General features: G+C 64.8%; 13 protein-coding genes. All 13 read left to right on the top strand.

Annotated features, from left to right (window positions below; translation table 11 throughout):
• Positions 1-173 precede the first annotated feature (173 nt).
• The 13 genes from DNK49_RS06905 (at position 174) to DNK49_RS06845 (ending at position 13,934) form a co-directional block, all read left to right on the top strand.
• Complete coding sequence (locus DNK49_RS06905) at positions 174-641, top strand: PACE efflux transporter (protein ID WP_120719289.1); 468 nt, start codon at positions 174-176, stop codon at positions 639-641.
• The gene (murB, locus tag DNK49_RS06900; protein ID WP_110523585.1) at positions 638-1,684 is read left to right on the top strand and encodes a UDP-N-acetylmuramate dehydrogenase; all 1,047 of its coding nucleotides are present in this window, start codon (positions 638-640) and stop codon (positions 1,682-1,684) included. The genes DNK49_RS06905 and murB overlap by 4 nt, the downstream gene beginning before the upstream one ends.
• 379 nt (positions 1,685-2,063) lie before the next feature.
• On the top strand, positions 2,064-3,530 hold the full coding sequence (locus DNK49_RS06895; protein ID WP_165843281.1) for an ArnT family glycosyltransferase: 1,467 nt from the start codon (positions 2,064-2,066) through the stop codon (positions 3,528-3,530).
• Positions 3,520-4,185, top strand: a complete 666-nt coding sequence (locus DNK49_RS06890) for a protein-tyrosine phosphatase family protein (protein WP_110523583.1) — start codon at positions 3,520-3,522, stop codon at positions 4,183-4,185. The genes DNK49_RS06895 and DNK49_RS06890 overlap by 11 nt, the downstream gene beginning before the upstream one ends.
• Positions 4,182-5,984 (top strand): ABC transporter ATP-binding protein, encoded by a 1,803-nt coding sequence (locus DNK49_RS06885; protein WP_110523582.1) that lies wholly within the window; start codon positions 4,182-4,184, stop codon positions 5,982-5,984. Before DNK49_RS06890 ends, DNK49_RS06885 begins: the two co-directional genes overlap by 4 nt.
• The gene (locus DNK49_RS06880; protein ID WP_110523581.1) at positions 5,981-7,006 is read left to right on the top strand and encodes a polysialyltransferase family glycosyltransferase; all 1,026 of its coding nucleotides are present in this window, start codon (positions 5,981-5,983) and stop codon (positions 7,004-7,006) included. Before DNK49_RS06885 ends, DNK49_RS06880 begins: the two co-directional genes overlap by 4 nt.
• Entirely contained in the window at positions 7,003-8,319 is a 1,317-nt protein-coding gene (locus tag DNK49_RS06875; protein ID WP_110523580.1) for an O-antigen ligase family protein, read from the top strand. The genes DNK49_RS06880 and DNK49_RS06875 overlap by 4 nt, the downstream gene beginning before the upstream one ends.
• Entirely contained in the window at positions 8,306-8,911 is a 606-nt protein-coding gene (locus DNK49_RS06870) for a glycosyltransferase family 29 protein (RefSeq protein WP_110523579.1), read from the top strand. The genes DNK49_RS06875 and DNK49_RS06870 overlap by 14 nt, the downstream gene beginning before the upstream one ends.
• A complete protein-coding gene (locus DNK49_RS06865; RefSeq protein WP_110523578.1) occupies positions 8,912-9,919 on the top strand; it encodes a polysaccharide pyruvyl transferase family protein in 1,008 nt (335 codons plus the stop codon).
• Positions 9,906-10,991, top strand: a complete 1,086-nt coding sequence (locus DNK49_RS06860) for a glycosyltransferase family 9 protein (RefSeq protein WP_243632260.1) — start codon at positions 9,906-9,908, stop codon at positions 10,989-10,991. Before DNK49_RS06865 ends, DNK49_RS06860 begins: the two co-directional genes overlap by 14 nt.
• A complete protein-coding gene (locus DNK49_RS06855; protein WP_243632259.1) occupies positions 10,988-12,106 on the top strand; it encodes a glycosyltransferase family 4 protein in 1,119 nt (372 codons plus the stop codon). Before DNK49_RS06860 ends, DNK49_RS06855 begins: the two co-directional genes overlap by 4 nt.
• Positions 12,106-13,176: a glycosyltransferase gene (locus DNK49_RS06850; protein ID WP_110523576.1), complete on the top strand. Its 1,071-nt coding sequence runs from the start codon at positions 12,106-12,108 to the stop codon at positions 13,174-13,176. Before DNK49_RS06855 ends, DNK49_RS06850 begins: the two co-directional genes overlap by 1 nt.
• Positions 13,173-13,934 carry a polysaccharide deacetylase family protein gene (locus tag DNK49_RS06845; RefSeq protein ID WP_110523575.1) on the top strand — a complete coding sequence of 254 codons (762 nt, stop codon included), beginning with the start codon at positions 13,173-13,175 and terminating at the stop codon, positions 13,932-13,934. Before DNK49_RS06850 ends, DNK49_RS06845 begins: the two co-directional genes overlap by 4 nt.
• Positions 13,935-13,955 lie beyond the last annotated feature (21 nt).

Genomic DNA, 13,955 nt, shown 5'->3' with positions numbered 1-13,955 from the left:
TTGCCTCGTGGATGCCAAAGGCCTGCACAGTCCAGTGCGTTGCGCTGAGTTCGCGTTGACGGACTTTACGGCAGCGCCCGGTGTGGCGGCGTTCGCATCCCGTAACGACTGCCGGTTGCAATGTCGCAGCCGGCGGCCTATCTTCCCCGCCTTCCTTTGTCATTGCCGTTTCCGTGTCCACCCATTCACCCAAGCTTCGTTCCCTGCGCGACCGCCTGCGCCAGATCGTGTTGTTCGAGATCGGTGGTCTGGTGCTGATTACGCCACCCTTCGCCTGGGCCAGCGGTGTGCCGCTGACCGAGTCGATCGGGCTGCTCGCCTTGCTCGCGCTCATTGCCGCGATCTGGAATGGTTGTTTCAACACGGGTTTTGACTGGATCGAGGGGCGCCTGACTGGCCGCACTGCGGACCGCCGGCCATACCGGCTGCGCTGCGTGCATGCGGTGTTGTTCGAGAGCGGTTTGTTCACGTTGACGCTGCCGGTCATCGTCTTGTGGACCGGCATGGGCTGGATGGAGGCGATCGTTGCCGATATTGCGTTGGCGCTGACTTATACCCTTTATGCCTTCCTGTTCAATCTGGCATACGACCGCATGTTTCCGATCGAAGCACCTGCGCCCGCCCACGAGCCCAGCCGATGAGTTCTGCCGAAGCGTTGCCCGAATGCGTTCCTGATGCCGACCTGTCGGCGCTGAACACCTTTCGCCTGCCGGCGCGTGCGTCGATCCTGTTGCGCATCCGTAGCGAGGATGAACTGCTCCGCCTGATCGCGGTGGGGCATCTCAAAGGACGGCCGCATTTTGTGCTCGGAGGGGGCAGCAATCTGGTGTTGGCAGGCGATTTCGACGGCATCGTACTGAAGGTCGAGATCGATGGGCGTCGCCTGGTGACGGAAGGTGAGGCTGGCTGGCTGGTGGAGGCCGGCGCCGGCGAGGCTTGGCACGACTTTGTGCGATGGACTGTGGCACAGGGCTGGCCAGGTCTGGAGAACCTGTCGTTGATTCCCGGTACGGTCGGCGCCGCGCCGATCCAGAATATCGGTGCCTATGGCGTGGAGATGGCCGATCGTTTTGCCGGTCTGGATGCGGTTGACCTCGAAACCGGTGAGCGGCGGGTGTTTTCGGCGGAGGATTGCCGCTTCGGCTATCGTGACAGCGTGTTCAAGCACGAGGCGGGACGCTGGCTGGTCACGCGGGTGCGCTTTCTGCTGCCGCGCGCCTGGGCGCCGGATGTGCGCTATGGCGAAGTTGGCGCTGAACTGGCTGCCCGCGGCATCGAATCGCCGACCGCCCTGCAGGTGTCGGATGCGGTGATTGCGATCCGTCGGCGCAAGCTGCCCGACCCAGCCGAGATTGGCAATGCTGGCAGTTTCTTCAAGAATCCGCTGGTCGATGCGGGGCTTGCCGGGCAGTTGCGGGCGGCCCATCCGGCCTTGCCGCAATATCCGCAGGCGGATGGCCGGGTCAAACTGGCGGCGGGCTGGTTGATCGAACACGCGGGCTGGAAAGGCCGCGACCTTGGCGCGGTGGGCTGCTACGAGCGCCAGGCCCTGGTGCTGGTCAACCGTGGCGGCGCGCGTGGTGAGGACGTCTGCCGCATGGCCGGGCGGATCTGCGACGATGTCCGGGCGCGCTTCGGCGTGGTGCTCGAGCCCGAGCCGGTGTTCATCGGCACGCCGGACTGAGCCGACTGAGCATCCGCCGCCTGTGCCAAGTTCTTGCGCTCAATCCACTCACGCGGTCCCTGAATACCGTGTCCCTGTTTGATCCGGACCTGAACAGCCCTTCGACTCCGCTCAGGACAGGCCCTTCGACTCCCAGGCCCTTCGACTCCGCTCAGGGCGCGGCAGGACTCCGCTCAGGGCGCGGAGTCCGAGGGGCGGGGGCGTCGTTGATCATCGGCGTGCCACCGGGCTGACACACCCGGGCAACACAGCGTCGCTATAACGCCATTGCGGTCGTCCCAGCCTGGGCGTCCGGGTGGCCGGCGGCACATGCTGGCTGGTTGGTGATGCTGCGTTGCAGGTGTCCGTGCTGTCTACGTGTCCGACTCGATCTCCTGCCGTGCCGCGCGATGCCTACGGTGTCAGCAGCCTTGTCGTGCTGCTGGGTGTGCTGACACTGCTGCGGGCGGCGACCGTAGTGCATCTGGGCCTCGATCCCTATGTGGACGAGGCTTATTACTGGGGTTGGGCGCAGGCGCTGGACTGGGGTTACTACTCCAAGCCACCCTTGTTGCCGGTGCTGATCGCCGCGTCACAGGCCGCGTTTGGCGATGGCTTGCTCGCACTCAAGTTGCCTGCCTTGTTGCTTTATCCAGTGACGGCGCTGGTGTTGCGTCAATTGGGGGCCGAGCTGTTCGACAGCAGGGTCGGCTGGTGGGCTGCGCTGGCCTTCATCACCTTGCCGTTGGTATCGGGTCTGGGATTGTTCGTCAGCACCGACGCGCCCTTGCTGCTGCTGTGGGCGCTTGCAATGTTGCTGGCGTGGCGTTTGCGCGAAGGGGGGGGCTGGCCACAATGGGCAATACTTGGGGGCGTCATCGGCCTGGGGCTGATGGCCAAGTACACGATGGCGGCCTTTTGGGGCTGCGGGGTGTTGTGGCTGCTCTCCATGGAAGGTGGCCTGGATCGTCTGCGTCGTAGCGGGCCGTGGCTGGCGCTGGGTGTCGCCTTGGCCGTGCTGGCGCCCAATCTGTGGTGGAACGCTCAGCATGGCTTCCCGACCCTGGTCCATACCGCCGAGATCACCCGGATGTCGGCACGTGGGTGGGCGCCGGACGAGCTATGGGAGTTCCTGCTTGCTCAGTTGGCGGCCTTGGGACCGGTACTGGCAGTGTCGGTGCTGATGGTGTTGTTCAGCGTGCGTCGCCACCTGGCGGACCCCCGGCACGCCTTCCTGCTGTGCTTCTCCCTGCCCTTGCTGATCCTGGTGGCGCTGCAGGCGTTGACTGGACGGGCGAACGGCAACTGGGCTGCACCGGCGGTGCTGGGGCTGAGCGTACTGGCCGTGGCGGTCCTGCTGGGTCTGCAGCGTCGGCGGGTGCTGGTGTGGGCGGTGGGCTGCAATGTGGCGATCGCCACGCTGCTCTACAGTTGGCCAATACTGGTGCAGTCCCTTGGTGTCGAGTTGCACGCCGGCAATGACCCCTACAAGCGTGCACGCGGCTGGTCGGCCCTGGCGGAGGCCGTGGCGCCGAAACTGACTGCGTATCCCGGCCTGACGCTGCTGAGTGACGATCGCGAGGTTCTGGCGCAACTGGTTTATGCGCTGCGTCCCGAACGTCATGCGCGCTGGCAGGCCGACGGACATGTCGTTGATCACTACGGTCTGACGGTGCCCTATGGGGGGCATATCAGCGGTGCGGTGTTGTATCTGTCGCAACGGCACGACCCTGAACGCGTGCTGGACCGCTTTGCCCAGGTGACTGACCTGGGCGAGATCTCGGTTGCGGTGCACCGCAACTTCCACCGCCGTCTCCACGCATGGCGGCTCGACGGCTTCCTGGGGTATCCGGCAGATGGTGAGTGATGCACTTGCGACCCCGGGGCGTCGTCTGCGCGCCTGGCTGGACATGCATCTGGTGGATCACGGGTGCGTGCGTGCGTTGTACAGCAACTTTCATGACCTGGGCGGCGGCATGTATCGCAGCAGTCAGCCGAGCCCGGCGCAGATCGAGCGCTACCACCGCCGCCATGGCGTACGCAGCATCATCAACCTGCGCGGGGTACATGACTATGGCTCCTACTTCTTCGAAGAGGAGGCCTGCGCACGCCTGGGCGTCACCTTGCACAGCGTGAAGCTGTACTCGCGTACGCCGCCGTCGGTGGAGGAGATCCTGCGCATGGATGCACTGTTCTCAAGCATCGCTTATCCGGCTTTGCTGCATTGCAAGTCGGGTGCGGATCGTGCGGGCCTGGCCGCAGTGTTGTACCGGGTGCTGCGTCTGGGGCATCCGGTTGCCGAGGCGAGACGCGAACTGGACTGGCGGTACGGACACTCACGCCATGCCCGTACCGGGGTGCTGGATTGTTTCTTCGACAGCTACCTGACGGCCAATGCACGTACCCCGATTGCTTTCCTGGACTGGGTCCGCACCGTTTACGACGAGGACGCGCTGAAGGCCGAGTTTCGTGCCGGGCGCTGGCATAACATGCTGATCGACCGCATCCTGGCGCGCGAATGAAGGCGTCTCTCACGCTCTATTTGCGCTTGCTGGCGACGCTGAGGCCGTACCGTGCCATGGTCGGCCTGTCGGTGCTGGCCATGCTGGCGGCGGCTGCGCTCGAGCCGGCTTTGCCCGCCCTGCTCAAGCCCTTGGTGGACGAGAGCATGATTGCCGGCGACCGTACGGCACAGTGGCAAGTACCGTTGTTGTTGCTGACAGCCTTTGTGTTCAAGGGAATCGCCGACTATCTGTCGACGGTCTCGAGTCAGTGGATTGCGCACAAGGCCGTCACCGACTTGCGCTGCCGGCTCATCCACCATCAGTTACATCTACCGCTGGCTGCGCATCAGGCTGCGCCGGGTGGGCGGATGCTGTCACGGGTGTTGTACGACGTGCCGCAGGTGGGCGCGGCCTTGTCCACCGCGTGGGTTGTACTGGTGCGCGATAGTCTGATGGTGCTGGGTCTGCTGGCTTATCTGTTCTATGTGGCCTGGGAGCTGGCCTTGCTGATGATGACGGTGGCGCCGGTGGTTGCCTGGTTGTTGCGAGTGGCCGGACGCAAGCTGCGTGGTACCCATCGTGCGCTGCAGGAGACCACGGCGCGCTTTACCGGCTTGCTCGGCTCGGTGCTCAACGGGCTGCGCGAGATCAAGCTCTATGCTGCGCAAGATGCTGCAGAGGCAGGGCTGGGGGCGCTTGCCGAGCGACAGCGTCGTCAGACCATGCGCACGGTGCGGGTGTCGGCCGCCAATGCGCCGCTGGTTCAGGTGGTCGCAGCGACGGCAGTGTGCGGGGTGATCTGGGTGGCGACCCTGCTGTCGGCAGACAATCGGCTGACGCCGGGCGAGTTTGTCGCCTTCGTGGCAGCAATGGCGATGTTGTTCGAGCCGATTCGGCGGCTGAGCAACGTCAATGCGGTGATCCAGCGCGGGTTGGCGGGTGCGCAGAGTGTTTTCGAGCTACTGGACATGCAACTGGAGCCGGCGGCGACGGGCGTGCCGGAGGGTTCTGCGTTCCGCCAGCAGCGAGCGCGTGGCGAGCTGGTGTTCGAGCGCGTCGAGTTCGCCTATCCGGGGCAGCAGGAGGCCGCGCTACGGCAGGTGGATCTGCATGTCGAAGCGGGCGAGACCGTGGCGGTGCTTGGCGCTTCGGGCAGTGGAAAGAGTACCCTGCTCAGTCTGATCGCGGGCTTCCAGACGGTACAGGGTGGACGCATCCTGCTCGATGGTGCGCCGCTGGACAGCGTGCCGCTCGACTGGCTGCGCAGCCAGGTCGCGTGGGTCGGGCAGCCGGTGGTGCTGTTCGACGATACGGTGGCAGCGAACATCGCCTTGGGTCGTCCGGAGGCAAGCCTCGAAGACATCGAGCGTGCCGCGCGCGCCGCGCAGGCCTGGGACTTCATCCTGACGTTGCCGCACGGGTTGGAAACCGTGATTGGACCGGATGGCAGCCTGCTTTCGGGCGGGCAGCGCCAGCGCATAGCGATTGCCCGGGCCTTTCTGAAGGACGCGCCCATCCTGCTGCTCGACGAGGCGACCTCGGCCCTCGATGCGGTGTCGGAGCAGGCGATTGGTTCCGCGTTGCGGACCTTGTGTCGCAACCGTACGGTGGTGATGGTGGCGCATCGCCTGACCAGTATTCGCGATGCTGATCGCATCGTGGTGATGGCGGCCGGACGCGTCGTGCAGAGTGGTCGGCATGCGGTACTGGCGGGGGTGCCAGGGCCGTATGCGGCGTTGTTGGCGGCGCCCTCGGTTTGCGCGGAAGAGGGTAGTGAGGGCGTTCGGCCGCAGATGGTTGTCGAGGGGGCGGCATGAGTCGGACGGTGGCAGTGTACTTCGTCGCCTCGCCGCTTCAATACCTTGCCGCGCGGGCGGTTGCGGCCGAATTCGAGCGTGGCAGCCGCCAGGTGCTGGTCTGGTACAAGCGCAGCGTCGGCGCCTTGGTGCAGACCCAGGACTGGGATATCGCAGCCTATATGCCGTGGCCGCGCTGGGAGCCACTGCCCGGGGTCTGGGGGCGATTGCGCCGGCTGCGTGCGAACATTGATGCGGTAGCCGCGTTGGTGGGCCCATGCGAACGCTTGCATCTGCATAGCGCGGTGTATGACACCGAAGCAATCAACTACTTCCTGCGTGCGTTGCCACCTCGCGTGGGGGCGCACACGATGAGGGCGCGCATCCTGCCCGATGGCCTGATCAGCACCCGACGTTACCCGTTGTCGCGGCTGCGGCGTGTGCTGCAGTATCCGCGCAAATTGCGTCGGCTGGTGGCGCCAGAGCTGGATTACTGGTGTTTCGGCGGCGACCGCATCGGCTCGGATGCCGATTTCTGCGACCGCATCTATGTACTGTCGGGACTGCCGTATGCGTATCCGGCACACAAGGTGCAGGTGTTGCCCGGATTGGCCCGGGCTTCCGCACCTGCAGCAGCGGCACCTCGCCGTGCGCTGGTGATCGGCCAGCCGCTCAGTGGTTTCGCGCTGATGAGTGCGGCCGACGTGCAGGCGGTGACGATGGAGGTGCATGCTGCCCTTGTTGCGGCCGGTTTTGAGCACATCGACTACAAGCCGCACCCCAAGGATCGCCTGCAGGAGCTGGCCCATGCCGACTATCGGCAGATTGCGCCGGCCCAGGCGCTTGAAAGTCATCTGGCGACCGAGGCCTATGCCTTGATCGTCGGTGTGCGCTCGTCCGCCTTGTTGCTGGCCCGTCAGATCTGTTCGCCCGACACGCGGGTGGAGGCCTTTGGCTGGTCGCGGATCCGCTTCAAGTCCGAGGCCGAGCGGCAGGGCTTCGAGCAGACTTTCCGCGACGCCGGCGTGGTGCTGCATCCATGAGGATCATGCATGTGTTGCGCCGTCCGGCGATGGCATTGCCGGATGCTGGCGCGGTGGGGCAAGCCCGCATGCAGGCGTGGTGCTGTGGTGTGCTGGTGTTTGTCGCCTATGCAGGCTTGCTGACCCAGCGCGGCTGGGTGGGGCCCGGTACCTTGCTGGCGGTGATGGCCTTGATTGGCTTCGGACTGTTCTTGCGGTGCCGGGATCTGGACAGGGACGAAGCCGTGTTGATGTTGTCCTTTGCGGTCCTGCCGGTCTACTACCTGTTCAACCTGATGGTGACCGGCTGGGACAGCACTCAGCTCGACAAGCCACTACGCATGTTGCTTGCGATACCGGTGGTGTATCTGATCAGCCGCTGGGGACTATCGAGTGTCTGGCTGGTGCTAGGGGTGGTGTGCGGTGCGGTGACAGCGGCCGCGCTGGCTGCTCATCAGGTCTGGATACTTGGCATTGGACGCGCCGATGGGGTGATGAACGCCATTCCGTTTGGCAGTTTCGCTTTGCTGCTTGCAAGTTTCGCCGCAGCTGGCTGGGTTTGTCTGCCAGGGGCACGCACCGCGGCGATGGCGGTCGGAACCCTCGTTGCCATCCTTGCCGGTTTGACGGCGGCCGTACTGTCTGGCACCCGGGGCGTCTGGTTGGCTGCACCGGTGTTGCTTGGCCTGCTGGCATGGGCTGGAGGCTTGCCCGCCCGGGAGATCTTTCGCGTGGCGGGCCTTTGTTCCCTGGTCGCGCTGGTGGTGGTGGGCTTGCATCCGCGTTCGCGCGAAGAGATCGATGGTGTGCTTGCGCTGCTCGGGCTCGGGTTGGAGGATCAGGCGGGGATGGTCTTGAGCTCGACCGGGGTCCGTCTGCATCTGTACCGGGTCGCGCTGGAGGCCTTTGCCAGTCAGCCGGTGTTGGGGATCGGTCTGGCTGGGCTGCCGACCTATCTCCAGGCGGGGGTGGAGGCCGGCTGGATCAATCCCGCGGTCACCGAATTCACCCATCTGCACTCGGCCCCGCTGGACATGCTGGCGCGCGGTGGGCTGCTGGGGCTGATTGCCCTCGGGCTGTTGCTGTGGGGGCTGGGAGCGCATTTCGCTCGGGGAGTGAGGCAGGCGGCAGATGATCCGCAGATGCGTTACTTCGCGCTGTGTGGCTTGATGGCGACGGTGGGCGCCCTGCTGTTTGCGCTGACCAATGTGTTCTTTCCTGCCATTGTCGGTACCCATGTCCTGGTGCTGAGCCTTGCGGTGCCCGCGGGGGGCATGCGGTGGCGCCAGCGCGCGCGCAGGACGGCCCAGGAGGCGGTCGATGGTGGGGCGTGAGGATATGTCCGCGCTGCAGGCGCGGGTCGCAGGGTGCAAGGTGGTGGTGGTGGGCAACAGCGATGCTTTGCTCCGGCAGCGCTTGGGGGCACGTATCGACGCCTTCGATGTGGTGGTGCGGATGAATCTGGGACGTGTGCGCGACCCCCTGCACCAGGGGCAGCGGTGCACGGTGCTGTTCACCTCGACGGATAAGCTGGATGCACGGCAGATCGAAACCGCTTTTGCCCCTGAGTGGGTGGTGTGGGCGACGCCCAAGCGCGAGCAGATGCCGGATCTGACCGCCTTGGGCGATCGCCTGCTGTTGCATCCGGTGTCGATCTGGGACGAGCTGAGCCGGGCCTGCGCGCCGGCACGTCCGTCCACCGGGCTGATCACACTCAGCTTCCTGTATCGCCATTGTCGTTGTGCGGATCTGGCGTTTGCCGGTTTTGACTTCTTTGCCAGCGGCACCTTCTATCACCGCCGCCTGTTGGGACTGCTTAAACCCAGGCGCCTGTCCTCGACTGCGCATGATGGCGCGCGCGAGCAGGCGGTCGTAGCACGCATGATCGCCGCAGGCGGTCTGCGCAACCTTGCCGAAGAACGCTGAATGAGCTTGCCCCTGCGCCGCGTTGCGGTATTCAACGACACCCGCCGCACGTCCCATTACGGTTGCGAGATCGTCATGGAGCGCCTGATCGCGCAGTTGCGGCAGCGGGCGATCGAGCCGGTGTTCTTCTGGCCGATGGGTGTTGACTGGCGCGGGCAGTCCGGCGTTGATGCGGTGCTGCGTAGCGTTGATGGGGTGGTGGTCAATGGCGAGGGCTCGATCCATCACAGTGATCGCCGGCCACGCGCTCACTATCTGGCCGAAATCGCCGCTCACGCACGACAGGTCGCCGGTATTCCGTCGTTCCTGATCAATACCTCGCTGCATGCGATCGATCAGGCGGTGATCGACAAACTGGCGGCCTATCAGGGCATCTATCTGCGCGAGAGCCGCTCGATGGTGGTGCTCGAGGGGAGTGGTCTTGCCGCCGAGCGGGTACCTGATCTGACCCTCGGGATAGCGGTTCCGCACGTTGAGTTCCGCCAGGGCGTGTTGTGTACCGATTCGGTCAATGCTGCGCTTGCTGACCGCCTGCGTCGTCTGGCGCGGCGGCGTGGCTGGCATCATTGCCGGCTGACCCATGCTGCCCGGCCTCGCCTTGCAGAGTATGGGCCAGGTCGCGAGTATCTGCGTCGGCACGGAAAGTGGCTGCATGCGTTGTTGACCGGGCGCAATACCCGCCATCGACGCCATTTCGTTCCCTTCCTGGGCGGCCACGCGCTGCTGTGTACCGGCCGCTTTCATGCGGTCACCCTGGCACTGGCTACTGCCACGCCCTTTGTCGCGGTGGAGTCGAACACGCCGAAGATCTCGGGCTTGCTGGAGGATGTGTTCGGAAGCTCCCGCCGTGTGCTGACCCTCGACGACATCGAGCAGGTGGCGGACGCGCAGGACTACGACTGGCTGCCATCTGAGCGCAACGCGCTGGCCATGTTCCTGCAATCGGCCGATGTGAGCATGCACCGCATGTTCGATCGGATACGAAAGCACCTGGATGAATGCGCCTGAGGCCTCGGTAACGGATGCTGCAGCGGGCGGCATGTCACGCATCCTGCTGGTGCGGACGTCAGCGATCGGTGATGTGGTGTTCGCATCGCCATTTGCTGAGGCCCTGCGTCACCGCTACCCCGGTGCCTTCATCGCCTGGCTGGTGGAGCCCGGTATCGAGGGCTTGTTACGGGGAAGCGCCGCAGTCGATGCCTTGATCGTCTGGCCTAAGCAGGAGTGGCTGGGCCTGCTGCGGGCGCGACGCTACCGAGAATTGCTGGGTCGGGTGCGTGCATTTTCACGCGAGCTGAAGGCCTATCGCTTCGACACCGCGATCGATCTGCAGAGTCTGCTCAAAAGCGGGGTGTTGACCTGGCTGTCGGGTGCGCGTCGGCGCATTGGCCTGGCCTCGCGTGAGGGTAGCCGCTGGCTGATGACCGAGGTCGTGCCAGCCGGTGGCCAGCCTGGGCAGATCAGCTCGGAATACCGGCATCTGGCCTTGCGTCTGGGCTTGAGTGATGTGGATTTCCTGCCGCGTCTGAGCCTGGAGGCGGATGTCCGCGCGCGAGTGCGCGACCGCCTGCACAGGATGGGCTTGCGGCCAGGTGGATATGCGGTGTTCGCGCCCTTTACCACCCGGCCGCAGAAGCACTGGCCGGAGGCGTCGTGGCAGCGTCTGGCGCTTGCAGTCAGGCATGAGTTGCGTCTGGTGCCGGTGATTCTCGGCGGCGCGGCCGAGCGCGCTGCGGGGGAGCGCCTCGCTGAAAGCGGGGTGGCTTTCAGTCTTGCTGGAGAAACCGGGCTGGTGGAGGCCGCGGCGCTGGTTGCCGACGCTGGACTGGTGATTGGGGTCGATACCGGGCTGACCCATATGGGCGTCGCCTTTGCGCGGCCGACGGTCGCGTTGTTCGGTTCGACCCGCCCTTATCTGGATGTGGGGCGGGCGAATGCGAGCGTGATCTGGTTGGGGGTGGCGTGTTCGCCTTGCCGGCGGCAGCCGACGTGCGATGGGGTGTTTGCTTGCCTCTCCGGGATCGAGCCGGAGCGGGTGGTCGATGAGGCGAAGCGGGTACTGCAATGGGAGCGTGCATGATGAAGGTGCTGCATATCGAATCCGGTCGTCATCTGTACGGTGGGGCGAAGCAGGTGTTGCACATCATGGAGGGCTTGTCGCGCCGGGGCGTGGACAACTTGCTGGCCTGTCCGCGCGGGGCAGAGATCGCGGCTCCGGCTCGACAGCATGGCGAGGTGGTCGAGATGCGCATGGCGGGTGATGCCGATGCGGGCCTGGCGTTGCGGGTGCTCAGGCTGGTGGCGCAGCATCGGCCCGACATCGTGCATGTGCATAGTCGACGCGGTGCCGACCTGTGGGGTGGTATCGGTGCGAGACTGGCGCGGGTGCCGGTCGTGTTGTCGCGTCGGGTGGACAATCGCGAGCCACGCTGGCTGGCTGGAATCAAGTATCCGCTTTACGACCACGTGATTGCGATCTCGGAGGGCATCCGCGCTGTATTGATCGAGGCTGGCCTGCGCCCTGCCCAACTCAGCTGTGTGCGCAGTGCGGTTGATGCCAGTCCTTTCCTGCGCGAATACGACAAGGCGGCCTATCGTGCCGCGCATGGTCTGGCCGCGGATACGCCGATGGTGGGGATGGTGGCACAGCTGATCCGGCGCAAGGGGCATCGGCATCTGATTGGTGCTTTGAATACGGTGCTGGCAGCGCTTCCCCGGCTGCAGGTGCAGATATTTGGTCGCGGCCCACTCGAAGCAGAGATCAGACAGTGGATTGAGGCGCATGGACTTACGAATAATGTGCACTTGATGGGTTTCGTTGACGATTTGCCCGCACGTCTGGGTTGTCTGGATGTGGTGGTGCACCCGGCGGACATGGAGGGGTTGGGGGTTTCGCTGCTGCAGGCCGCAGCTGCCGGTGTGCCCTTGCTGGCGTGTCGTTCAGGTGGTATTCCCGAGGTGGTGCGTCATGAGCACAATGGCCTGCTGGTCGACGCGGGGGATGTTTCGGCCTTGTCGGCGGGGTTGATCCGCCTGCTTGGTGATGCCGGGCTGCGCGAGCGACTGGGGCGCGCCGGGCGTGAGCTGATGGTGCGGGAGTTTTCCATCGAGGCCATGTGTGAGGGCAATCTTGCGGTGTATCGCCAGTTGCTGACGCCGGATGGTCTTGCCCTGCCTGTCAGCCTGCCGGCCTGATGAAGACCCTGCACCTGATCGGCAGCAAGGAGATGGGCGGCGCCGAGCGCTGGTTCGTCCGTTTCCTCAATGCGATGCAGCGGCGCTCGCAACGGGTGGAGGCGGTGGTCCGTCGTGACTCCGCACTGGCCAGACGTCATCTTGCGGGCATTCCATTCTATGAGCTGCCCTTGCGGACGGTATGGGATCCGTTGTCGCGGGTCGAGGTCGCGAGCGTCATCGCGCGCAGCGATGCAGAGGTGGTGCAGACTTACATGGGGCGGGCCACTCGTCTGACTCACGTTCGCCCGGGGCGGGGCAAGGTGCATGTCGCTCGCCTGGGAGGCTATTACCGGCTCGAACCCTTGCGTCACGCCCATGCCTGGATCGGCAATACCCTTGGTCTGTGCGACTGGATGGTGAAGGGGGGCTTGCCTGCGTCAAGGGTGTTTCACATCACCAATTTCGCCGAGCCAGTGCAAGCCTTGAGCGATGAGGCAAGGCGGGCCTTGCGCCGCAGTGCGGGTATCGCCGACGACGAATGCATGCTGATGACTGCGGGCAGGATGACCGAGGTCAAGGGCCAGTGCCATCTGGTGGACGCGTTCTCGCGTCTGCCGGAGACGTTTGCGGGGCGTCGTCTCCGTCTGGTGATGCTGGGTGATGGCGAGCTGCTGCCACAGTTGCAAGCGCAGGCGCGTCAGCTTGGCGTTGATCAACGCATTGTGTGGGCAGGCTGGCAGCACGAGCCGGCGGGTTGGTTCGATGCCGCTGACGTGGTGGTGTTTCCGTCGCGTGATGAAGAGACGCTGGGTAACGTCATCCTCGAGGCCTGGAGTCATGGCCGTCCACTGGTAACCACCGCGTTCCGCGGTGCTCGAGAGATTGCGCGTCATGGTGAGGATGCCTGGGTGGTGCCTTGTGACGACGCACAGGCACTGGCGCGCGGTATTGAGGCAGTGTTGAGCGACTCGTCCTTGCAGGCCAACCTAAGCGACAAGGGGCGCAAGCGGATAGACGAGGAGTTTGCCGAAGCGGTCGTCATCGAGCGATATTGCAGTCTGTATGCGGGGCTGGCTGGAGGCGGATGAGGACGGTCGGCGGCATCAACATCCTGATGTATCACCAGGTCGGCGAGTTTGCACGGGTTGCAAACCATCGCTCGACCTATTGCGACCATCGCCGCTTTGCGACCCAGATGGCGTTGTTGGCAAGTGGCGGATACCGGGTGTTGTCGATGGATCAGGCACTGGCCTGTCTGCGTGGCGAGGCGCCGATCTCGTCGCGTGACGTGGTGCTGACTTTCGATGATGGTTACGAGAGCTTCTGCCGCTATGTCTTGCCGGTGCTGCAGCGTCATGGCTTTCCTGCGATGGTGTATCTGATCGCCGGGTTGCTGGGGCGCAGGGCGGAGTGGTTTGCACGTGACGGACGGGAGACTCCGATGCTGTTGAGCGCTGCTGAGGTGAGGGGGTTGCAGCGCGAAGGCATCGACTTCGGTTCGCATTCACTCAGCCATCTGAAGCTCGCCCATCAGGACGACGCCACCTTGCGTGCGGAGGTCGGCGGATCGCGGCGCATGCTGGAGGATGTCCTGGGGACTGAGGTGCGCCATTTTTGCTATCCCTATGGCAGCCATGATCTGCGTACCATCGATGCGGTTGCCCAGGCTGGCTATGCCACTGCCACGACCTGCATGCGAGCGCCGGCAAGGCCTGGGCAGGATCTGCTGGCGCTGCCGCGCAAGGCGATCTCCCAGGGCGATAATCTGCTGGGTTTCTGGTGGCGGCTGCATGTCAAGAACCAGCCCCGGCGACCGTTGCTGGCGAGGCCGTACTGCGGCGCATGAGTGTGATCCGGCTCGGCCGGG

It is taken from the genome of Parazoarcus communis SWub3 = DSM 12120 (assembly GCF_003226565.1).
Taxonomy (GTDB): domain Bacteria; phylum Pseudomonadota; class Gammaproteobacteria; order Burkholderiales; family Rhodocyclaceae; genus Parazoarcus; species Parazoarcus communis.
The sequence above is the reverse complement of the archived record's forward strand: the minus strand, read 5'-3'. Positions and strand labels throughout refer to the sequence as shown.

What these genes read in the sequence shown, in the direction of transcription:
- DNK49_RS06850 (WP_110523576.1), top strand. Translation starts at nt 12,106, where the DNA reads ATGAAGACCCTGCACCTGATCGGCAGCAAGGAGATGGGCGGCGCCGAG.
- DNK49_RS06860 (WP_243632260.1), top strand. Translation starts at nt 9,906, where the DNA reads ATGAATGCGCCTGAGGCCTCGGTAACGGATGCTGCAGCGGGCGGCATG.
- DNK49_RS06890 (WP_110523583.1), top strand. Translation starts at nt 3,520, where the DNA reads ATGGTGAGTGATGCACTTGCGACCCCGGGGCGTCGTCTGCGCGCCTGG.
- DNK49_RS06885 (WP_110523582.1), top strand. Translation starts at nt 4,182, where the DNA reads ATGAAGGCGTCTCTCACGCTCTATTTGCGCTTGCTGGCGACGCTGAGG.
- DNK49_RS06875 (WP_110523580.1), top strand. Translation starts at nt 7,003, where the DNA reads ATGAGGATCATGCATGTGTTGCGCCGTCCGGCGATGGCATTGCCGGAT.
- DNK49_RS06865 (WP_110523578.1), top strand. Translation starts at nt 8,912, where the DNA reads ATGAGCTTGCCCCTGCGCCGCGTTGCGGTATTCAACGACACCCGCCGC.
- DNK49_RS06870 (WP_110523579.1), top strand. Translation starts at nt 8,306, where the DNA reads ATGGTGGGGCGTGAGGATATGTCCGCGCTGCAGGCGCGGGTCGCAGGG.
- DNK49_RS06855 (WP_243632259.1), top strand. Translation starts at nt 10,988, where the DNA reads ATGATGAAGGTGCTGCATATCGAATCCGGTCGTCATCTGTACGGTGGG.
- DNK49_RS06845 (WP_110523575.1), top strand. Translation starts at nt 13,173, where the DNA reads ATGAGGACGGTCGGCGGCATCAACATCCTGATGTATCACCAGGTCGGC.
- murB (WP_110523585.1), top strand. Translation starts at nt 638, where the DNA reads ATGAGTTCTGCCGAAGCGTTGCCCGAATGCGTTCCTGATGCCGACCTG.
- DNK49_RS06880 (WP_110523581.1), top strand. Translation starts at nt 5,981, where the DNA reads ATGAGTCGGACGGTGGCAGTGTACTTCGTCGCCTCGCCGCTTCAATAC.